An 18,463-nucleotide genomic window follows, 5' to 3' on the forward strand; every position below is an offset into this window, starting at 1 on the left:
ACCTCTTAAAAGCTGTACTCCAGCGTGGTCGCCAGCGACGTCTGCAGCCGCCGCTCGACAATCGGGCTGTCCGCCGCCTCCCGCCCCAGGTACTGCAGCGCCAGCACCGTCGATACGTTCATCTGTTCACTGACCGGCACGGTCCAGGTCAGGTCGCCGCCCCGGCTGAGAAAACCACCCTTGGGCCGATAGGCGCCGAAGCGGGTCCTGCCAGCCTGGGCGTTGCTGACGCCATACCAGGTGCGCAGGTAGTCGCCGTCGCCGAACTGGCTGTTGAGGCTGCCCTCGAGGCGCCCGTACCGGCCCTCATACAGCGTGCTGCCGATGCTCAGTTGCAGGTGGTTGTAGGCCGAGCCGGTGTCCGGGTCGTCGTTCTTCTTCAGCGCATGCTGCAGCGTGGCCCCGAGCTCCACGGTGCCCAGGGTGTAGCCCAGGTGGGCGCCAAACTGCGCGCGGGACTTGATCGAGCCCATGCCGGCCAGATGGTCCGAGCCCTTGTAGCCGCTCTTGCGGTCCTTGCGTGCTTCGCTGGGGCCGACCCAGGTGCTGAACGCCAGGTCGCCCCATTCATGGCCCCAGCCAAGGCCCTGTTCGGTGTTGAGAAACACCCCGTAGGGGCTGACGATTTCGCCGCCCAGGATCGGGACGACGCTGCGTTCGTCGCTGCCGCTGTAGCGCGGCAGGCTGGCCACGCCGGCTTGCAGTTGGTATTGCCAGTCCGCGGCGTAGAGCGGGCCGCAGGGCATCAGCAGGCACAGCGAAGCCAGAGGCAGCGCAGCAAGGGACAGGCACAAGGTTTTCGGACGGATCGAGGTCTTCATCGCGGCTAGAAACTCAGCAGGGTGTGGGAGTGGTCATTGGCTTTGGAATAGGAACTGCCCAGGCCATCGCGCGGGCGCTGGGCGACCTTGCGCGCCGGGGCGACAGGGGCCGGCTTGGCGCGGAGGGCGGTCTCGGGTGGCGTGGCGATTTCAGGCGGCGGTTCGACGCTGGGCTTCGGGGGCGGCGTGCCCTGGCAGCTGAGGCCGCCGAGCAGCACACCAATGAAGAGCGTGAAGAATCGACCGTACATGGCGCACCCGTGGGGAAATGGATGCGCTCATGCTAGGGACGCGGGTGCGGGCAATCTTTGGCAGCTTTGTCGCAAAACTGTCAAAGACTGTGAATGCCCGGCGCTTAGCGTTGCAGGTCCAGGCGCTCATGCCACTGAGCAATAGATTCCTCGGGGTAGTGGGCGAATTGCAGGTCATGGGGATGCCAGTCGATTTCCACCCAGGACGCCCTGGAGTCGAGCATCAGGTGGGTGTGTTCCGGCGGTATCGGCAACGGCGTGTCGATGGCCGAGGCGAAGGGATGGATCAGTTCCGGCCACTCTGGGCTGAACAGCCACAACCCGGAGCCGCAGCGGCTGCAGAAATGCCGTTCGGCGCTGCTGCGCCGGGCACGTTTGCCGGGTTCCCTGAGCAGCGCGTGGTAGATCGAGATGTGCTGGCGGCCGCGGACTTTCAGGCTGGCGGCGTCGCCGCCGAGGTTGATCGCATACCCGCCGCCGCCCTGGGTCTTGCGGCAGATCGAGCAGTAGCAGCGTTGATAGGGGTAAGGGTGGGCGCTGTCCAGGCTGAAGTGGACAGCGCCGCAATGGCAGGAACCTTCGAGTTGCATGACGACCTCCGACGATCCATGGGGCATGAGCGACAGCCTAGTCGCGTTTTTGCCAGCAGTGCGGGACCTCGCTGCAGCCCGCCGCGTGCCGCCAGTGCGGCAACACGCTGGCCACCGGCGTGCGGTTTTGCGCGCAGTGTGGCGGGGCGGCGGGCTGAGGCCGGCCTACAGCGCCAGGTGGTAACGGACCTGGGTCGCGTCGTCCGGGTCGATGGCGCGGTGGAAACCCAGGGTCGCGGCCAGTTCGCGCATGCGGTGATTGGCCGGGCAATCAAGGGAGTACATCTGCTTGAAGCCCTGGCCCTTGGCCCGGTCGACCAGATGGTGCATCAGCAAGGCGTCCAGGCCCTTGTGCTGCCATTCGTCGGCCACGGTGACGGCGAACTCACAGGTGTCCGCGTCGGTGCCGATGGTGGCATAGCGGCTGATGCCGATTTCCCGCAGCGAGCCGTTGTCGTGGACCAGGGCCACGTAAGCCACGCGCTCGCAGCCATCGACATCCATCAACTGGCTGAGCAGGGCCTCGCCGACTTCCTTCACTTCGCCCAGGAAGCGGTGGTGCCGGGTGGTCGGCGAAAGGTTCTCGATAAAGGCCTTTTCCCGCTCGCGGTCTTCGGCGCGCAACGGGCGGATCAGCACCGGGCTGCCGTCGTTGAGGGCGTCTATCCAGTGTTCGCCTTTGTACCGGGCGAAGGCGGCCAGGGCAGGCGTGTGGAGGGCGGTGCTGGTCATGGGCAAGTCTCCGTGAAGGTGCAGAGGTTTGCCTGAACATTCACACCTGTCAGGCGCCGGGCCCTTGATTCAGGTCAACGGGCGGCGGTGTCGCAGAGGGTTTTGCGCCAGGGGGCAGATTGGCCTCCGAGCGATCAGGCCTCGGGCATCAGGGTGGCGATCAGCGCCCGCACGGTGCCGGGCAGGGCCTCCAGCTCACGGACAATGATGCTGCGCTCGCGCACCGCCCAGGCCTCGTCGAGTTTCACCGTCACCAGCTGCATGGTGCGGCTGTGTCGGATCGCGGCCGATTCGGGAATGATGCCGATGCCCACGCCGGCCTCGACCATGCGGCAGATCGCTTCGAAGCTCGACACCTGGATCCGCAGCGACAGCTGCTTGCCGGTGCGCTCCACGTGTTCGCGCAAAAAACTCAGCAAGGTGCTGCCTTCGTGCAGGCCGATGTGCTGGTAGGTCAGGGTCTGCTCCAGGGTCACCGCCGGCTGCGTCGTCAGCGGGTGGTCGACCGGCAGGATCAGCACCAGGTGGTCGGTGCTGAAATGCAGGACTTGCAGGCCACTGGCTTCCACCGGGCCGGCGATGATGCCCATGTCGGCGGTGCCGTCGAGCACGCCACGCACGATGTCGCGGGACAGGCGTTCCTGCAGGTCCACCGTGACCCCCGGGCGTTTCGACAGAAAGCCGGCGAGGATCTCCGGGAGGAATTCGGTCACCGCCGTGGTGTTGGCGAAGATGCGCATATGCCCGGTGGAGTCGCCGCCGTACTGGGTGAACTCGCTTTTCAGGTAATCCACCTGGCGCATGATCAGCCGCGCATGCTGCAACAGCCGCTCGCCGGCCGGGGTGACTTCGACGCCGCGGCTGTCGCGGTACAGCAGGCGGGTTTCGAGCTGGCTTTCCAGGGCCTTGATCCGCGCGCTGGCCGCCGCCGGCGAAAGAAAGGCGCGCTTGGCGCCCTGGGTCAGGCTCGGCGATTCGGCGATATGGATAAACAGGCGCAGGTCGGCCAGATCGAAATGCATGGGCGGGCTCCTGGGAGGGAAGAGGGGCAAAGCGGCGTTCAGCATAACCGAACGCCGGTTTATTGAAATGCAAATTCTCAGAACGCGCAGCGGCTTGCATGATCGGGCTCACCACCACCGCAACAGGACCCGACCCGATGAGCGTGACCGACCCCAGCGCCTGGACAGGCCGTAGCCAGCAAGCCCGAGACCTGCTCAGCGACAACCTGCTCAAGCGCATCGCCGCGACCTTTGGCGAACCCGTGCCGGCCCCTGGCGCGGCCTTGCCGCCGCTGTGGCAATGGTGCTTTTTCCAGGAGCCCCTGGCCGAAAGCGCCCTGGGTGGCGACGGCCATCCGGCCCGTGGTGGCTTCCTGCCGCCGGCGGCCAATCGCAACCGCATGTGGGCCGGTGGCCGGCTGGAGTTCTTCGAGCCGTTGCGCGCCGGGTTCGAGGCGCAATGCGTGTCGACCATCAGCCAGGTCGAGGAAAAGACCGGGCGCACCGGTGCGCTGCTGTTCGTTACTGTGCGCCATGAGTATTCCCAGGACGGTCGCCTGGCGATTCGCGAGGAACAGGACATCGTCTACCGCGAACCGACCCCGCCCAAGCAGGCCAGCGGCGAGCCGCTGATCCAGGGCGACTGGCGCGAAACCGTCGAGCCCAGCCCGACCCTGCTGTTCCGCTACAGCGCCGTGACCTTCAACGGCCATCGCATCCACTACGACTTTCCCTACGTCACCGCGACCGAAGGTTATCCGGGGCTGGTGGTCCATGGCCCATTGATCGCCACCCTCAGCCTGCGCGCCTTCTGCCGCGCCCACCCCGGAGCCCGGCTGCGGCGGTTTTCTTATCGCGGCCTGCGGCCCTTGATTGCGCCGCAGCCGTTCGAGGTCGGCGGGCGCATCGTCCGCCCCGGCGTCGCCGAGCTCTGGGCCGGCAACGACGCCGGCCTGGCCCAGCGCGGCGAAGTGCTGTTCGACGCCATCCCGGAATGACCCCATCCCAGCACAATAACCACAGGCGGAGAGCCATTCGATGAACCCCAACAGCAATGAAGAATTGAATGCCATCCGTGAAGGCGTGCGGGCCCTGTGCGCCGAGTTCGATGCCGCCTACTGGCGCAAGATCGATGAAGAAAAGGGTTTCCCGGAACGCTTCGTCAAGGCCCTGACCGACGCCGGCTGGCTGGCGGCGATGATCCCGGCCGAATACGGCGGCTCGGGCCTGGGCCTGGCCGAAGCCTCGGTGATCCTGGAGGAGGTGAACCGCTGCGGCGGCAACTCCGGCACCGTGCACGGGCAGATGTACAACATGTTCACCCTGCTGCGGCACGGCAGCGAAGCGCAGAAGCGTTTCTACCTGCCAAAGCTCGCCAGCGGCGAACTGCGCTTGCAATCGATGGGCGTCACCGAGCCCACCACCGGCACCGACACCACCAAGATCAAGACCACCGCGATCAAGCGTGGCGGCAAGTACGTGATCAACGGGCAGAAGGTGTGGATCTCGCGGATCCAGCATTCCGACCTGATGATCCTGCTGGCGCGCACCACGCCGCTGGCCGAGGTCAAGAAGAAGTCCGAAGGCATGTCGATTTTCCTGGTCGACCTGCGCGAGGCCATCGGCCACGGCCTGACCGTGCAGCCGATCGCCAACATGGTCAACCACGAGACCAACGAGCTGTTCTTCGACAACCTGGAAATCCCCGCCGACAGCCTGATCGGCGAGGAGGGCAAGGGCTTCAAGTACATCCTCGACGGCCTCAACGCCGAGCGCACGCTGATTGCCGCCGAGTGCATCGGCGACGGCCGCTGGTTTATCGAAAAGGCCAGCCAGTACGCCCGCGACCGCGTGGTGTTCGGCCGGCCCATCGGGCAGAACCAGGGCGTGCAGTTCCCCATCGCCGAAGCCCATGTCGAGATCGAGGCCGCCGACCTGATGCGCTGGCGCGCCTGCGAGGAATACGACAGCGGCGGCAACGCCGGGGCCAGCGCCAACATGGCCAAGTACCTGGCAGCCAAGGCCTCGTGGGAGGCGGCCAACGCCTGCCTGCAGACCCATGGCGGTTTTGGCTTCGCCTGCGAATACGACGTCGAGCGCAAGTTCCGCGAGACCCGCCTGTACCAGGTGGCGCCGATCTCCACCAACCTGATCCTGTCCTATGTGGCCGAGCACCTGCTCGAACTGCCGCGCAGCTTCTGAGGAACCGAGCATGAGCCATACCCAAGCCTTGGCCGGGTTCCTTGCCGGCCTGAGTTACCCGCAGTTGCCCGACAGCGTGCTGGCGCGCACCGAAGAGCTGTTCCTCGACTGGCTCGGCTCGGCCCTGGCCAGCCAGGGCGCGCATCCGATCCCGTTGTTCGAGCGTTACGCCCAGCAGATGGGCCCGGCCGATGGTCCGGCGCGGATCCTGGTCAACGGCCGCGGCAGCTCGGCCTATTTCGCCGCCCTGGTGAACGCCGCGTCTTCCCATTTGGTGGAGCAGGACGACCTGCACAACAGCTCAGTGCTGCACCCGGCCACCGTGGTGTTCCCGGCCGCGTTGGCGGCGGCCCAGGACCTCGGCAAGTCCGGCCAGGAGCTGCTGCTGGCGGCGGTGGCCGGCTACGAGGCGGGGATTCGCATTGGCGAGTTCATGGGCCGCTCCCATTACCGGATCTTCCACACCACGGCCACCGTCGGCACCCTCGCCGCCGCCGTGGCGGTGGGCAAGCTGATGGGCTTCGACCAGGCGCAGTTCATCAATCTGCTGGGCAGCGCCGGGACCCAGGCCGCCGGGCTTTGGGAGTTTTTGCGCGACGCCGCGGACTCCAAGCAGCTGCACACGGCCAAGGCCGCGGCCGACGGGCTGCTCGCCGCCTACCTGACCCGCGACGGGCTGACCGGCGCGCGCAATATTCTCGAAGGCGAGCAGGGCATGGCCGCGGGCATGTCCTGGGATGCCGAGCCAGCGCGCCTGTCCGACCGTCTGGGCAGTCGCTGGGCCTTGCTGGAAACCTCGTTCAAGTTCCACGCCTCCTGCCGCCACACCCATCCGGCCGCCGATGCCTTGCTGGCGCTGATGCAGGGCGAAGGCCTCAGCCATGAGCGGATCGTCAGCGTGGAAACCCGCGTGCACCAGGGCGCCATCGATGTGCTGGGGCGGGTGAGCGTGCCGCAGACCGTGCACCAGGCCAAATTCTCCATGGGCACCGTGCTCGGCCTGATCGCCGTGCATGGCAAGGCCGGGCTGCCGGAGTTCCATGAGCTGGCGCTGAACGACCCGGCGGTGGCGGCGTTTCGCGACAAGGTGTCGATGCGCCTCGACCCCGAGGTGGACCGCGCCTATCCGCAGCGTTGGCTGGGCCGTGTAGTGGTCAGCACCGACGATGGCCGCACCCTGCACGGTGCCATCGACGAGCCCAAGGGCGATCCGGGCAACGGTCTGTCGCGGGCCGAGCTAGCCGACAAGTTCCAGCGTCTGCTGCGCTTCTCCGGCGCGCGCACGGCGGAGCAGGGCGCGGCCCTGATCCGCCAGGTATGGAACCTGCGCGACACCGCGCGACTGAACGAATTGCTCTGAGCCTGCCCCGAGGACGCCTTATGACACTTAATACCGCACAACCCCGGCCGCTGGACGGCATCACCGTGGTCAGCCTGGAACACGCCATCGCCGCGCCGTTCTGCACCCGCCAACTGGCCGACCTGGGCGCCCGGGTGATCAAGGTCGAACGCCCCGGCAGCGGCGATTTTGCCCGTGGCTACGACGAGCGCGTGCGCGGCCTGGCCTCGCATTTCGTCTGGACCAACCGTTCCAAGGAAAGCCTGACCCTGGACCTCAAGCAGGACGCCGCCGGCGACATTCTTGAGCGCCTGCTGGCCCAGGCCGACGTGCTGGTGCAGAACCTCGCCCCGGGCGCGGCGGCGCGCATGGGCCTGTCGTTCGAGGCACTGCATGAACGCTTTCCGCGGCTGATCGTCTGTGACATTTCCGGTTATGGCGAGGGCGGCCCTTATGAGAAGAAAAAGGCCTACGACCTGCTGATCCAGAGCGAGGGCGGGTTCCTGTCGGTGACCGGCGGCCCGGGCGAGGAGCAACTGGCCAAGGCCGGCTGCTCGATCGCCGACATCGCCGCCGGCATGTACGCCTACAGCGGCATCCTCTCGGCGCTGTTGCTGCGCGGCAGGACCGGGCAGGGTAGCCGCATCGACGTGAGCATGCTGGAAAGCCTGGTGGAGTGGATGGGCTACCCGATGTACTACGCCTTCGACGGCGCGCCGCCACCGCCCCGGGCCGGCGCGGCGCACTCGACCATCTACCCCTACGGGCCGTTCCCGGCGGGGGATGGCGGCACGGTGATGCTCGGCCTGCAGAACGAACGCGAGTGGGCGGCGTTCTGCGACAAGGTGCTGCTGATGCCGGAGCTGGCCGGCGACGAACGCTTCTCGGCCAACTTCAAGCGCTCGGCCAATCGCGAGGCGCTGCGGCAGATCATCGTCGACAGCTTCGCCCGGCTGACGGTGGAGGCGGTGATCGAGCGGCTGGAGCAGGCGCAGATCGCCAGCGCCCGGGTCAACGACATGCAGGGCGTGTGGCAGCACCCGCAGCTCAAGGCCCGCGACGGCTGGCGCGAGGTCGACAGTCCGGCCGGCAAGCTGCCGTCGCTGCTGCCGCCGGCGCGCAATGCCGCGTTCGAGCCGCGCATGGACGGCGTTCCCGGGCTGGGCCAGCACAGCGGCGCGATCCTCGCCGAACTGGGCCTGTCCAGCGAGGCCATCGAACAGCTGCGGGCCGACGGCGTGATCTGAGGTCAGCTGGCTTGCACGGCTTCTGTAGGAGCAGCCGGTCGACGCTCGATTGCTGGCGATGAGGTCCTTGAGGTTTGCATCGATCTTGTGGGCCTCATCGCGGGCAAGCCTCGCTCCTACAGAGAAAAAAATCTGCTGTGCCCCGGTCCGCGGACCCCGCATCACTTACAAGGAATTCAACATGCCCAACCCTATTGTCCGCTCTGCCTTGTTTGTCCCGGGCAGCCGTCCCGAGCGTTTCGGCAAGGCCCTGGCCAGCGGCGCCGACGTGGTGATCGTCGACTTCGAGGACGCCGTGGAAGAGCCGCTCAAGCGCCAGGCCCGGGACAACCTCGGCCAGTTCCTCAACAGCCAGCCCCAGGTCCAGTTGTGGGTGCGGGTCAATGCCCCGGAACATGCCGAACATGCCGCCGACCTGGGGTTCTGCAAAGCCCAGGCCGGGGTGGTCGGCATCCTGCTGCCCAAGGTCGAAAGCGCCGCCCAGGTGGCGACCGTGGCGGCCACCGGCAAGCAGATCTGGCCGATCATCGAAAGCGCGCGCGGGCTCTTGGCTTTGGCGGAAATCGCCCGGGCTCCTGCGGTGCAGCGCCTGTCTTTCGGCGGCCTGGACCTGGCACTGGACCTCAACCTGTGCAGCGGTTCGGCGGCGGCGCAGTTCGCCCTCGACCAGGCGCGGCTGGCGCTGATCCTGCACTCGCGCGCCGCCGGCCTGGTGCCGCCATTGGATGGCGTGCACCCGGCCATCGACGACCCCGAAGGTTTGCACCAGTCCATTCGCCACGCCTATGAAATGGGTTTTGCCGGCGCCTTGTGCATTCACCCGAAACAGGTGCCGGTGATCCACCAGGCCCTGGCCCCCAGCGCCGAAGACCTGGCTTGGGCGCAACGGGTGGTGGACGCCGGCAGCCACGGCGCCGGGGCCTACCAGATCGACGGCCAGATGGTCGACGCGCCAGTGCTGCTGCGGGCCCAGCGCTTGCTGGCGCTGAGTCCCTGAATACTGCAATCGCGCAGGCGCGCGTTACCAACTGCCATAGGGAATGCCGTATTGCTCTATGTAGCGTTTGGAGTTTTCGGACAGGGGGTAATAGTGGCCGTTGGACTTGCCCAGGTGTGGGCCCAGTGGCTCGATCTCACCCTGGGCGCGGGCGACTTTGACCGGGTGATGGCATTCGTCCCTGACCCAGACTTGTACGATGCCGCCAGGAGCGAGGCCCAGATAGACCGATGCCATATAGCGGGCAGTCTGGTGCGGAGTTTCCGGGCAGCGTCGATTCGTCGAGGTGGTCATGATTTTCCGGGCTTCTTCCGGGACATCTACCCAGGCTCGATAAGTCTGTGGTTCCACGACCGACTGCCAGCGCACGAAAATGCGTTTGGGAAGGTCGGCACCTATCACTGACTTGCCATTGCCTCCAACTCCGCTCCAGCCTCGAGCCCATTCCTTCTTCAAACCCGGGTCGCCATCTGCTGCGGAGCCACGCCCGGTATGTCGGAAGAGTCGTCCGTTGATGTCTTCAACAGCCGTGTCTTCGACCCAGACTTTCATGTAGTACGGCTGGGTGAAGCCCATTTCCCACCAGGGATCTTTGGGGTCGCTTTTTCCGGATAGTGGGTCCGTGGTTAAGCAGCCACTTAATAGCAGGGCGCCCAGCAGGGCGATGAATATTCTCATTACCAAAGCGTCCAATCAGGTACGTGAGGATGTTGCACACGCACGGCATCCGCCGTGGGGGCATTGATATAGACGACTTTGTTTGCCCAGCGGGTGGTTCCAGTGGGCCGAGAGATGGATATAGCGCAGCTTGAGCATCGTCTCTTCGGCTGGCGTCGTACTGTAGTTCCCAGCGACAAACCTGTCACAAAGGCTTTGAAGTTCTTGCGGGAGTGCGTAGTCCGGGTCCTGTTCGTCAATCACGTTAAAACGCACACCGTTCTGCTTGGCCTGCTCATACATGACGCGCAGATACACGCCCGCCAGCTTATTAGTCATTGGCCTTTTGAGTTGCAGGCCGGCATACACCCGTTTTCTTCGTGGTACGAGGCGGTCCTGTGGGTCCTGGGGCAGCAACAGCGGCTCCGGTGTGACGATTTCCAGCCACTGCGCGGGCCAACCCTTGGCCAGCCAGCGTGTTCTTGCCTGGACCGCATCCCGGTAAATCGAGGTGTGGATCACGTCGGTGTTGATCGAGACTTCCAGCGCTTGCATCGGACTGACGAGTACACACTCCTGCACCTCATCCAGATAACCACCGCCGATATCCGAGTGGGCGCCGGGCAGGGCGATTTCCAGATGATCGGGCTGGACCCGGCTCAGCGCGAAGTTAGCCCGGTACTCGTCGCGGGCGACCAGTTGCACCACCGAGCGAAAGTAGCGGCGGTCGAGGTGGAGCTTGATACCCGGAGCAGTGGCGCCGCGCACATTACCCAGATTGCTTAGCCCGGCAACCGACGGCACCGTATCGAACAGGCCGATAAATCCCATATCGACATCGTGACCGTATTGTCGGTTGAAATTGGGGCTGAAGGCCTTGGAGTGGCTGTGAAAAATCAGTTGCAGCGGTCCAAGCCAGCGCACGACTTCATTGGCAAAATGCCGGGCCGCTGCCGCGCCTCGGCTAAAGCCGAAGGCATCGAAGGTCAATGAGGTGATTTCAGTTTCCGGATACTCTTCGAGGACCTCATTGATACGCTGCTCGATCGCACGAAATGCTTTCTGCACGCACCCTGAGATTCCAGTGCCGCCACGTCCTGTCCCCGAAGTAATCAGACTGTCCTTCTCGCCAGTCCGTGTGCCAATACCTTCGACATAGATTGAACGAAAGGCACGCTTTTGCGGGCCCTCACCCTCAGCTTGCTGAGCGGAGTGATACAGATCACTCAGCTTTTTAATATTGCTCACCCCATTCCCATAACTACTCTCCGGATCCCTCATATACGGTTTGCAACTGCCATCGATATCAGATGCCTCAACAGGATGCTGAGCCCCACACAACTCACCCATCGCCGAGTTGCCGGCATTGTTGCCGGTGCCATCAAAGAACACCCCGATACGCAGCGCTACCTGAACCTTTTCGGGCGGCGGCGCAGGTTCCTTGGCGTACTTCTCGTACTGCGCCCAGAGCTGTTCGCCGTAGCCGGGCTGTGCGGTTTCGGCGGCGTGTTCGGCGGGTGGTTGGTTGGGGCTCTGATTGGGAATGGCGGGCCGTAGAAGGCGCGGCATCGGCCCGGGTCCGTTGTTGGCCATGGGTGGTCCTGGTGCGGTCGAAGAGGGTGCTGGAGACCGTACCGGGAAGGGCGGGGCAGGGATTTAGGAGGAATCTGCAACAGGCTCGGTTGCGGCTGATTCCATCGTAGGGGGGATGGAACTTCAGGCGCCTATCGCCGGTAGCGCGCGGCGTTCGGCCCAGGCGAACGCAGGTATCAAAAATTCAAAATTCTCAATACGCGTGCCCTTAGGCACTCTGCGATCAACCACAACAATAAGAAGGTGAAGTCCATGTTCAAGCTCTCCCGGGCGTTGTTCTGTGCCGCCGTATTGCTGGGCGCCGGTCTTGCGCAGGCCGCCGACCCCATCGTGATCAAGTTCGCCCACGTGGTGGCGGAAAACACCCCCAAGGGCCAGGGCGCCCTGCTGTTCAAGAAGCTCGCCGAGGAACGCCTGCCGGGCCGGGTCAAGGTCGAGGTGTATCCGAACTCCTCGCTGTTCGGCGACGGTAAGGAAATGGAGGCGCTGCTGCTGGGCGACGTGCAGTTGCTCGCGCCGTCCCTGGCCAAGTTCGAGCAGTACACCAAGAAGGTGCAGATCTACGACCTGCCATTCCTGTTCGACAACCTCGCCGCCGTCGACCGCTTCCAGCACGCCGAGGGCAAGCAGCTGCTGACCGCCATGCAGGACAAAGGCATCCTCGGCCTGGCCTATTGGCACAACGGCCTCAAGCAGCTGTCGGCCAACAAGAAACTGGTGGAACCCAAGGACGCCCGCGGCCTGAAGTTCCGCGTGCAGGCTTCCAGCGTGCTTGAGGAGCAGTTCAAGGCGGTGCGCGCCAACCCGCGCAAGATGAGCTTCGCCGAGGTCTACCAGGGCCTGCAGACCGGCGTGGTCAACGGCACCGAGAACACCTGGTCGAACTATGAAAGCCAGAAGGTCCACGAGGTGCAGAAGTACTTCACCGAGACCGACCACGGCCTGATCGACTACATGGTGATCACCAACGCCAAGTTCTGGACCGGCCTGCCGGCGGATGTGCGCGGCGAGCTGGAAAAAATCATGGCCGAGGTCTCGGTGGAAGTGAACAAGCAGGCCGAAGCCCTGAACCAGACGTCCCGGCAGAAGATCATTGACGCCAAGACCAGCGAAATCGTCGCCCTGACTCCCGAGCAGCGCAACGAGTGGCGCGAGGCCATGCGCCCGGTGTGGAAGAAGTTCGAGGGCGATATCGGCGCCGACCTGATCCAGGCCGCCGAAGCCGCCAACCAGGCGCAATAACCACCTGCATCCCGGCCGCTGCGCTCGCAGCGGCCCATCGGCAGCCGCTATCGGGCTGCACTCCACTGGCACTTTCGCGGAGAACCTCAATGCACAGGCTGAGGCGGTTCTGGGAACATTTTGAAGAGGCGTTCATCGCCTTCCTGCTGGCGGCCATGACGCTGGTGACTTTCGTCTACGTGGTGCTCAACAACCTCTACCCGCTGTTCTACGCCATCGGCGATGCCTGGGAAGGGGGCAGCACGCTGTTCCTGGGGATCGGCGACTTCCTCATGGAGCTGGCCCAGGACATGGTCTGGAGCGTGGCGCTGACCAAGATGCTGTTTGGCTGGCTGATCTTCTTCGGCATTTCCTATGGCGTGCGCACCGCCGGCCACCTGGGGGTGGACGCGCTGGTCAGGCTGGCCTCGCGCCCGGCCCAGCGCCTGCTGGCGGTCATCGCCTGCCTGTGCTGCATGGTCTACGCCGGGCTGTTCATGGTCGCCAGCTTCAAGTGGCTGATGGCGCTGATCCAGGCCGGCATCGAAGCCGAGGACCTGGACCGGTTCGGCATCCACCTGTCGCACATCGCGATGATCGTGCCCTTCGGTTTTGCCCTGGTGCTGATCCGCTACCTGGAAATCATGTGGCGCATCCTCATGCGCGGGCAGATCAACCTGGGCCTGGCCGATGAGGCGGCCGAGGCCAGCAAGCTTGCCAGTCACCACGAGGATCAGCACTGATGGCCATTCTCTGCCTGTTTCTGATGCTGTTCGTGTTCATGTTCCTCGGCGTGCCGATCGCCATTTCCCTGGGCCTGGCCGGCGCCACGTCGATCCTGCTGTTCAGCCCGGACTCCCTGAGCTCCCTGGCGATCAAGCTGTTCGAAACCTCCGAAGCCTATACCTTGCTGGCGATCCCGTTCTTCCTGCTGTCCGGGGCCTTCATGACCACCGGCGGGGTGGCGCAGCGCCTGATCGATTTCGCCAACGCCTGCGTCGGCCACATCCGTGGCGGCCTGGCGATTGCCGCGGTGCTGGCGTGCATGCTGTTCGCCGCGCTGTCCGGTTCGTCGCCGGCGACCGTGGCGGCGGTGGGTTCGATCGCCGTGGCCGGTATGGTGCGTTCCGGCTACCCACGGGAGTTCGGCGCCGGGATCATCTGCAACGCCGGGACCCTGGGCATCCTGATCCCGCCGTCGATCGTGATGGTGGTGTACTCGGCGGCCACCGAAACCTCGGTCGGCAAGCTGTTCATGGCGGGTGTGGTGCCGGGGCTGCTGCTGGGCGTGATCCTGATGGTGGTGATCTACATCGTCGCGCGGATCAAGAAGCTGCCGGCGCAACCGCGGGTGTCCTTCCGCCAATGGCTGAGCACCGCGCGCCGGGCCTTCTGGGGCCTGCTGTTGCTGGTGATCATCCTCGGCGGCATCTACAGCGGCCTGTTCACCCCGACCGAGGCGGCGGCGGTGGCGGCGGTGTATTCGGCCTTCGTCGCGCTGTTCGTCTACAAGGACATGCGCCTGCGCGACTGCCCGAAAGTGCTGGTGGAGTCGGGCCGGCTGTCGATCATGCTGATGTTCATCATCGCCAACGCCATGCTCTTCGCTCATGTGCTGACCACCGAGCAGATCCCGCAGCAGATCACCACCTTCGTCATGGACGCCGGGCTGTCGCCCATCGGTTTCCTGCTGATGGTCAACGTGGTGCTGCTGGTGGCGGGCAGCTTCATGGAGCCTTCGGCCATTGTGCTGATCCTGGCGCCGATCTTCTTCCCGATCGCCATGAAGCTGGGTATCGACCCGATCCACCTGGGGATCGTCATGGTGGTCAACATGGAGATCGGCCTGGTGCATCCACCGGTGGGCCTGAACCTGTTCGTCACCTCGGCGGTGACCGGCCTGACGCTCGGCCAGACCATCCGCGCGGCGTTGCCGTGGCTGATGATCCTGCTGGCGTTCCTGATCCTGGTGACCTACGTGCCGTTCATTTCCCTGGCGCTGCCGAACTGGCTGGGGATGAACTGACGCAACGCCTTTACTTGGAGGAGAGGCGGTTTGCACGATCCTTGCGGGCGCCAGCTTGCTGGCGATGGGGCCTTGAGATGTGCAGCGCTCTTGCGGGCTTGTCGCAGGCAAGCCTCGCTCCTACGGGGCGCTGGACGCTGGCGCTGCGTCGCGGCAGCATGGACGCCTTCATTTCGGGGGCTTGGATATGCGACGTCTGCCTTCCCTGGCGGCATTACGGACTTTCGAGTGCGCGGCGCGGCATGCGCATTTTGGTCGGGCGGCGGCTGAGCTGTGCGTCACCGACAGCGCGGTGAGCCATCAGATCCGCCAGCTCGAAGAGCAACTGGGGGTGTCGTTGTTCGTCCGCGAGGGCCGGCAGATCCGCCCGACCCCGGCGGCCGGGCGGCTGATGCAGAGCCTGCAGCAGGCCTTCGAGCTGATCGGCGAAGCCTGCGACGAGCTGCGCGATCCGTCTTCCCTGGCGGTGCTGCGCCTGGCGGTGACCGCCGAGCTGGCGCAGAAATGGCTGATGAGCCGGCTGGCGGACTTTTCCGCGCGTTACCCGCATATCACCCTGCATCTCTATGAACAGCCGATCGACGCCAGCGTGCCGGGCGAAGACATCGACCTGGCGATCACCTACGGCAGCGGCCCGCAGGACAGCAGCGCCTACTTCGTGCGGCCGTTGCCGAGCCTGCAGTTCTTCCCCGTGTGCAGCCCCGGGCTGTTCAACCAGGGCACCCTGAAAAGCCCGCGGGACCTGGCCCGCCATTGCCTGTTGCACGACGATCAGGACGGCAAGACCTGGACCGCCTGGCTGACCAGCCACGCCGGCGATTTGCGCCCGGCGCGCCAGCTGTATTTCGCCCACGCCGGGCTGGCGCTGGAAGCGGCGGCGCAAGGGCAGGGCGTGGCCATGGGCGATAACCTGACGGCCCAGGAAGACCTGCTCAATGGCCGACTGGTGCGGCCCTTCAACGCCGCCAGCATGACCGCCCTGGGGCAGTACGCCCTGGTGTGCGAGCGGGTGCGCCTGGAGCGCCCGGCGCTGATGCAGTTGCTGGACTGGTTCACCGATCAGTTGAGCGATTGATGAGTTGAATTCAACTGTCGCGCAATATTCATCGTTGGTGCCTTGACCCGGCGCGGCGCTAGTTTGGTGGCCATTCCCCAGCACCGACGAGGTTTGCCCCATGGCCCGATTGCTCGACACCACTCCTAAACACGATGGTTTCCGCCTGCCCGGCGAATTCGAAACCAAGGCCGGTTGCTGGCTCGGCTGGCCGGAGCGCACCGACGTCTGGCGCAATGGCGCCAAGCCGGCGCAGAAGGTCTGGGTGCGGATCGTTACCGCGATTGCCCAGAGCGAACCGGTCACCGTCTGTGCTTCCGCCGCCCAGTTCGCCAATGCCCGCCGGCTGTTGCCGCCGCAGGTGCGGGTGGTGGAAATGACCTGCAACGACACCTGGTTCCGCGACAGCGGGCCGTGCTTCGTGGTCAATGACCGGAGCGGCGAAGTGCGCGGCGTCGATTTCGAGTTCAACGCCTATGGCGGCCTCGACGGCGGCCTGTATTACCCCTGGGACAAGGACGACCAGATCGCCGCCAAGATCCTCGAGATCGAAAACTTCGACCGCTACCGCGCGCCGCTGATCGCCGAGCTGGGCGGCATCCAGAGCGATGGCCAGGGCAGTATCCTCACCACCGAGCAGTGCCTGCTCAACCGCAATCGCAACCAGCACCTGGGCAAGGCCGAGGTCACCCGGCGCCTCACCGACTACCTGGGCGCGGAGCAGGTGATCTGGCTGCCGCGCGGCTGCAAGTTCGACGAGACCGACGGCCATGTCGACGACCTGGCGTGTTTTGTGCGCCCCGGCGAAGTGGTGCTGCAATGGACCGACAACCGCGACGACCCGCAGTGGGAAATCTACCAGGAGGCCTACGATATCCTGCGCAGCACCCGCGACAGCCGTGGCCGCGAGCTGGTGGTGCACAAGCTGCCGCAGCCCGACGTGCTGGAATGGACCGCCGCCGAAGCCGAAGGCCTGGACCAGCTGGACAGCACCCATGTGCGCCAGGCCGGCACGCGGATCTGTGCCTCGTACATCAACTACTACGCCGGCAACAGCGCGATCGTGGTGCCGCTGTTCGGCGACCGTAACGACAAAACGGCGTTGGCCACCCTGGCCGAACTCTTCCCCCGGCACCGCATTGTCGGCATCGACAATTCGCGGGAAATTCTCCTCGGCGGCGGCAACGTCGCCTGCATCACCATGCCGCAATACGCGGCTCCTCGGCGCACCGGCGAAGAGGGCTGAACATGAACCTGCACAGGCTGGGCCGCGCGTTGCTGCTGGTGCTGGCGCCGTTGTGCGCCCAGGCGGCCGACGAGGCCGAACCCACGGTCAATCTGTATATCTGGGGCGAGTACCTGGCCCCGGACACCCTGGACAACTTCGAGCGCCAGACCGGCATCCGCCTGGTGGTCGATCACTTCGATTCCCTGGAGACCGTGGAGACCAAGCTGCTCACCGGGCGCAGCGGCTACGACCTGGTGCTGACCGCCGGCCAGCACCTGTCCCGGGCCATCGCCAGCGGCGCGCTCCAGCCGCTGGACAAGCAGCGCCTGCCGCACCTGGCCGGGGTCGGCGAGGAGTTCCGCCAGCATATGGCGGTGTTCGACCCGGGCAACCGTTATGCCGGGATCTATGCCTGGGGCACCACCGGTGTCGGTTATCAGGAGCAGGCGGTCAGCCAGCGCCTGGCCGATGCGCCGCGGGACAGCTGGGCGATGCTGTTCGATCCGGCGGTGGTGGCGAAATTCGCCGACTGCGGGGTCAGCCTGCTCAACGATCCCAACGAGGTGTTCGCCGCGGTGATGAAGTACCTGGGCCTGGACATCAACCGGCAGAACCTCGACGACTTGAAACTCGCCGAGCAGCAACTGGCGAAGATCCGGCCCTATATCCGCTACTTCGACAACGACCTGAACATCAGCGACCTGGCCAACGGCAACACCTGCGTGGCCATGTCGTGGAACGGCAACGTGGCGATCGCCGCCGGGCAGGCCGAGGCGGCGCACAAGCCCTTCACCTTGCGCTATCGCATCCCCAGGGAGGGCACGCTGATCTGGTTCGACGCCATGGTCATCCCCAAGGACGCCCCGCACCCCGAGGCCGGGCTGGCGTTGATGGATTACCTGATGACCCGCAGGTGATCGCGCCGATCACCGACACCATCCATTACGCCAATGCCATCAGCGCAGCGGATGCCCTGGTCGATCCGGCGATTCGCAACGACCCAGGCACCTACCCGACCCCCGAGGTGCGGGCCTCGCTGTACAGCAAGAACGACAACGGCAAGGCCTTCAACCGTGCGTTGATCCGCGCCTTCAGCCGCCTCAAGTCGGGGCTGTGAGCGCGCGCCAGGCGGCGTAGGCTTGCGGCAGGCAGCGGGCGCAGGGTCGATAACCGGCGCTGCGGGCGCTGGCCTCGTCGGCAAAGAACACCCGCTGGCGGACATAACCGCCACGGGCGATGGCGCGCAGGGCGGCCGGGCAATCCAGCCGTCCGTAGATCCGGCTGCCACGGTGGCCGCCGAGGGTGCCCGGTTGTTCGCTGAGAAAGGTATTGCCCTGGGCATCGAGCAACCGCCAGCTTTTTTCGGCGTTCATCCGTCCCTCCTGTAGCCGCTGACGAGCCTGCGAGGCTGCGATCGACCGCGTAGCGGTCGCCAGGCCAACGCCAACTGCATCGCCAGGTTTACGGGGCTGCGCCCCGATCGCAGCCTCGCGGGCTCGGCAGC

The 18,463-nt window shown here is 65.4% G+C and carries 17 protein-coding genes and 3 pseudogenes; 12 read left to right on the forward strand and 8 right to left on the reverse strand.

Annotation, left to right across the window (positions count from 1 at the left end; translation table 11 throughout):
* Nucleotides 1-5: 5 nt before the first annotated feature.
* From CXQ81_RS14910 to CXQ81_RS14920, 3 genes are all read right to left on the reverse strand, one after another.
* A complete protein-coding gene (locus CXQ81_RS14910; RefSeq protein ID WP_101337640.1) occupies nucleotides 6-821 on the reverse strand; it encodes a MipA/OmpV family protein in 816 nt (271 codons plus the stop codon).
* Nucleotides 822-826: 5 nt separating this feature from the next.
* Nucleotides 827-1,072, reverse strand: coding sequence for a hypothetical protein (locus tag CXQ81_RS14915; protein WP_053260775.1), 246 nt, complete (start codon nucleotides 1,070-1,072; stop codon nucleotides 827-829).
* Nucleotides 1,073-1,176: 104 nt separating this feature from the next.
* Nucleotides 1,177-1,662, reverse strand: coding sequence for a GFA family protein (locus tag CXQ81_RS14920; protein WP_101337641.1), 486 nt, complete (start codon nucleotides 1,660-1,662; stop codon nucleotides 1,177-1,179).
* A 53-nt stretch (nucleotides 1,663-1,715) separates the two neighbouring features.
* Between CXQ81_RS14920 and CXQ81_RS14925 the strand changes: the two are divergent.
* Nucleotides 1,716-1,820, forward strand: a pseudogene (locus CXQ81_RS14925) (zinc ribbon domain-containing protein); the annotation flags it as partial.
* A gap of 7 nt (nucleotides 1,821-1,827) precedes the next feature.
* Here CXQ81_RS14925 and CXQ81_RS14930 read toward each other — a convergent pair.
* Together CXQ81_RS14930 and CXQ81_RS14935 are read right to left on the reverse strand one after the other, a co-directional pair.
* Nucleotides 1,828-2,394, reverse strand: coding sequence for a GNAT family N-acetyltransferase (locus CXQ81_RS14930; protein ID WP_007931250.1), 567 nt, complete (start codon nucleotides 2,392-2,394; stop codon nucleotides 1,828-1,830).
* A gap of 134 nt (nucleotides 2,395-2,528) precedes the next feature.
* The gene (locus tag CXQ81_RS14935) at nucleotides 2,529-3,416 is read right to left on the reverse strand and encodes a LysR family transcriptional regulator (protein WP_101337642.1); all 888 of its coding nucleotides are present in this window, start codon (nucleotides 3,414-3,416) and stop codon (nucleotides 2,529-2,531) included.
* Between the two features lie 137 nt (nucleotides 3,417-3,553).
* Here CXQ81_RS14935 and CXQ81_RS14940 point away from each other — a divergent pair, with 137 nt between their 5' ends.
* From CXQ81_RS14940 to CXQ81_RS14960, 5 genes are all read left to right on the forward strand, one after another.
* Nucleotides 3,554-4,393: a MaoC family dehydratase N-terminal domain-containing protein gene (locus CXQ81_RS14940; RefSeq protein ID WP_101337643.1), complete on the forward strand. Its 840-nt coding sequence runs from the start codon at nucleotides 3,554-3,556 to the stop codon at nucleotides 4,391-4,393.
* 40 nt (nucleotides 4,394-4,433) lie between these two features.
* The gene (locus tag CXQ81_RS14945; protein WP_101337644.1) at nucleotides 4,434-5,597 is read left to right on the forward strand and encodes an acyl-CoA dehydrogenase family protein; all 1,164 of its coding nucleotides are present in this window, start codon (nucleotides 4,434-4,436) and stop codon (nucleotides 5,595-5,597) included.
* A 10-nt stretch (nucleotides 5,598-5,607) separates the two neighbouring features.
* A complete protein-coding gene (locus tag CXQ81_RS14950) occupies nucleotides 5,608-6,957 on the forward strand; it encodes an MmgE/PrpD family protein (protein WP_101337645.1) in 1,350 nt (449 codons plus the stop codon).
* A 20-nt stretch (nucleotides 6,958-6,977) separates the two neighbouring features.
* Nucleotides 6,978-8,183: a CaiB/BaiF CoA-transferase family protein gene (locus tag CXQ81_RS14955; protein WP_101337646.1), complete on the forward strand. Its 1,206-nt coding sequence runs from the start codon at nucleotides 6,978-6,980 to the stop codon at nucleotides 8,181-8,183.
* A gap of 181 nt (nucleotides 8,184-8,364) precedes the next feature.
* Entirely contained in the window at nucleotides 8,365-9,180 is an 816-nt protein-coding gene (locus CXQ81_RS14960; RefSeq protein WP_101337647.1) for a CoA ester lyase, read from the forward strand.
* A 24-nt stretch (nucleotides 9,181-9,204) separates the two neighbouring features.
* On the opposite strand, the gene CXQ81_RS14965 is transcribed toward CXQ81_RS14960, so the two are convergent.
* Nucleotides 9,205-9,858 (reverse strand): DUF2931 family protein, encoded by a 654-nt coding sequence (locus CXQ81_RS14965; RefSeq protein WP_101337648.1) that lies wholly within the window; start codon nucleotides 9,856-9,858, stop codon nucleotides 9,205-9,207.
* Nucleotides 9,858-11,430 (reverse strand): annotated as a pseudogene (locus tag CXQ81_RS14970) (phospholipase effector Tle1 domain-containing protein). The gene CXQ81_RS14965 and the pseudogene CXQ81_RS14970 overlap by 1 nt, the downstream one beginning before the upstream one ends.
* A 252-nt stretch (nucleotides 11,431-11,682) precedes the next feature.
* Here CXQ81_RS14970 and dctP point away from each other — a divergent pair.
* From dctP to CXQ81_RS15000, 6 genes and pseudogenes are all read left to right on the forward strand, one after another.
* Entirely contained in the window at nucleotides 11,683-12,672 is a 990-nt protein-coding gene (gene dctP, locus CXQ81_RS14975) for a C4-dicarboxylate TRAP substrate-binding protein DctP (RefSeq protein ID WP_101337649.1), read from the forward strand.
* 89 nt (nucleotides 12,673-12,761) lie between these two features.
* Nucleotides 12,762-13,394, forward strand: a complete 633-nt coding sequence (locus CXQ81_RS14980) for a TRAP transporter small permease (RefSeq protein ID WP_101337650.1) — start codon at nucleotides 12,762-12,764, stop codon at nucleotides 13,392-13,394.
* Complete coding sequence (dctM, locus tag CXQ81_RS14985) at nucleotides 13,394-14,677, forward strand: C4-dicarboxylate TRAP transporter large permease protein DctM (protein WP_007931262.1); 1,284 nt, start codon at nucleotides 13,394-13,396, stop codon at nucleotides 14,675-14,677. Before CXQ81_RS14980 ends, dctM begins: the two co-directional genes overlap by 1 nt.
* A gap of 187 nt (nucleotides 14,678-14,864) precedes the next feature.
* On the forward strand, nucleotides 14,865-15,752 hold the full coding sequence (locus CXQ81_RS14990; RefSeq protein WP_101337651.1) for a LysR substrate-binding domain-containing protein: 888 nt from the start codon (nucleotides 14,865-14,867) through the stop codon (nucleotides 15,750-15,752).
* Between the two features lie 100 nt (nucleotides 15,753-15,852).
* On the forward strand, nucleotides 15,853-16,977 hold the full coding sequence (gene aguA, locus CXQ81_RS14995; protein WP_101337652.1) for an agmatine deiminase: 1,125 nt from the start codon (nucleotides 15,853-15,855) through the stop codon (nucleotides 16,975-16,977).
* A 2-nt stretch (nucleotides 16,978-16,979) separates the two neighbouring features.
* Nucleotides 16,980-18,076 (forward strand): annotated as a pseudogene (locus CXQ81_RS15000) (extracellular solute-binding protein).
* Here CXQ81_RS15000 and CXQ81_RS15005 read toward each other — a convergent pair.
* On the reverse strand, nucleotides 18,060-18,332 hold the full coding sequence (locus tag CXQ81_RS15005) for an Ada metal-binding domain-containing protein (RefSeq protein WP_101337653.1): 273 nt from the start codon (nucleotides 18,330-18,332) through the stop codon (nucleotides 18,060-18,062). The pseudogene CXQ81_RS15000 and the gene CXQ81_RS15005 overlap by 17 nt on opposite strands.
* Nucleotides 18,333-18,463 lie beyond the last annotated feature (131 nt).

It is taken from the genome of Pseudomonas sp. 09C 129 (genome assembly GCF_002843625.1).
Classification (GTDB): domain Bacteria; phylum Pseudomonadota; class Gammaproteobacteria; order Pseudomonadales; family Pseudomonadaceae; genus Aquipseudomonas; species Aquipseudomonas chlororaphis.

Coding starts and splice junctions, on each gene's coding strand:
- CXQ81_RS14965 (WP_101337648.1), bottom strand. CDS start 9,858: ATGAGAATATTCATCGCCCTGCTGGGCGCCCTGCTATTAAGTGGCTGC.
- CXQ81_RS14960 (WP_101337647.1), top strand. CDS start 8,365: ATGCCCAACCCTATTGTCCGCTCTGCCTTGTTTGTCCCGGGCAGCCGT.
- CXQ81_RS14915 (WP_053260775.1), bottom strand. CDS start 1,072: ATGTACGGTCGATTCTTCACGCTCTTCATTGGTGTGCTGCTCGGCGGC.
- CXQ81_RS14990 (WP_101337651.1), top strand. CDS start 14,865: ATGCGACGTCTGCCTTCCCTGGCGGCATTACGGACTTTCGAGTGCGCG.
- CXQ81_RS14980 (WP_101337650.1), top strand. CDS start 12,762: ATGCACAGGCTGAGGCGGTTCTGGGAACATTTTGAAGAGGCGTTCATC.
- dctP (WP_101337649.1), top strand. CDS start 11,683: ATGTTCAAGCTCTCCCGGGCGTTGTTCTGTGCCGCCGTATTGCTGGGC.
- CXQ81_RS14950 (WP_101337645.1), top strand. CDS start 5,608: ATGAGCCATACCCAAGCCTTGGCCGGGTTCCTTGCCGGCCTGAGTTAC.
- CXQ81_RS14920 (WP_101337641.1), bottom strand. CDS start 1,662: ATGCAACTCGAAGGTTCCTGCCATTGCGGCGCTGTCCACTTCAGCCTG.
- CXQ81_RS14955 (WP_101337646.1), top strand. CDS start 6,978: ATGACACTTAATACCGCACAACCCCGGCCGCTGGACGGCATCACCGTG.
- aguA (WP_101337652.1), top strand. CDS start 15,853: ATGGCCCGATTGCTCGACACCACTCCTAAACACGATGGTTTCCGCCTG.
- CXQ81_RS14940 (WP_101337643.1), top strand. CDS start 3,554: ATGAGCGTGACCGACCCCAGCGCCTGGACAGGCCGTAGCCAGCAAGCC.
- CXQ81_RS14930 (WP_007931250.1), bottom strand. CDS start 2,394: ATGACCAGCACCGCCCTCCACACGCCTGCCCTGGCCGCCTTCGCCCGG.
- CXQ81_RS14910 (WP_101337640.1), bottom strand. CDS start 821: ATGAAGACCTCGATCCGTCCGAAAACCTTGTGCCTGTCCCTTGCTGCG.
- CXQ81_RS14945 (WP_101337644.1), top strand. CDS start 4,434: ATGAACCCCAACAGCAATGAAGAATTGAATGCCATCCGTGAAGGCGTG.
- CXQ81_RS14935 (WP_101337642.1), bottom strand. CDS start 3,416: ATGCATTTCGATCTGGCCGACCTGCGCCTGTTTATCCATATCGCCGAA.
- dctM (WP_007931262.1), top strand. CDS start 13,394: ATGGCCATTCTCTGCCTGTTTCTGATGCTGTTCGTGTTCATGTTCCTC.
- CXQ81_RS15005 (WP_101337653.1), bottom strand. CDS start 18,332: ATGAACGCCGAAAAAAGCTGGCGGTTGCTCGATGCCCAGGGCAATACC.